The organism is Xylophilus sp. ASV27 (assembly GCF_016428875.1).
Lineage (GTDB): Bacteria > Pseudomonadota > Gammaproteobacteria > Burkholderiales > Burkholderiaceae_C > Xylophilus.
Map to the genome: position 1 here is coordinate 1 of NZ_JAELTO010000420.1, position 255 is coordinate 255.

Consider the following 255-nt stretch of genomic DNA (forward strand, 5'->3'; position numbering starts at 1 on the left):
GCTGCCAGTCGTGAAGCCTTCGCCCAAGGGAGGCAGACCGCGACTGAGTGACGAATTGGCCCTCAATGGCATTCTTTTTGTGCTGCGCACGGGCATCCCCTGGGAAGAGCTCCCCCAGGAACTGGGCAGGGGCAGTGGCATGACTTGCTGGAGGCGGTTGCGCGATTGGCAGGCTGCAGGGGTGTGGCACAACCTGCATCTGGCTTTGCTGGGCGAGTTGCGCAATGCCGACAAGCTCGACTTCAGCCGGGTAAG

1 protein-coding gene is annotated in these 255 nt (G+C 62.4%); it reads left to right on the forward strand.

Going from position 1 to position 255, the window contains the following annotated elements; genetic code table 11:
• Position 1: 1 nt before the first annotated feature.
• A partial coding sequence (locus JHD63_RS23610; RefSeq protein WP_233168577.1) for a transposase occupies positions 2-255 on the forward strand: 254 nt, incomplete at its 3' end.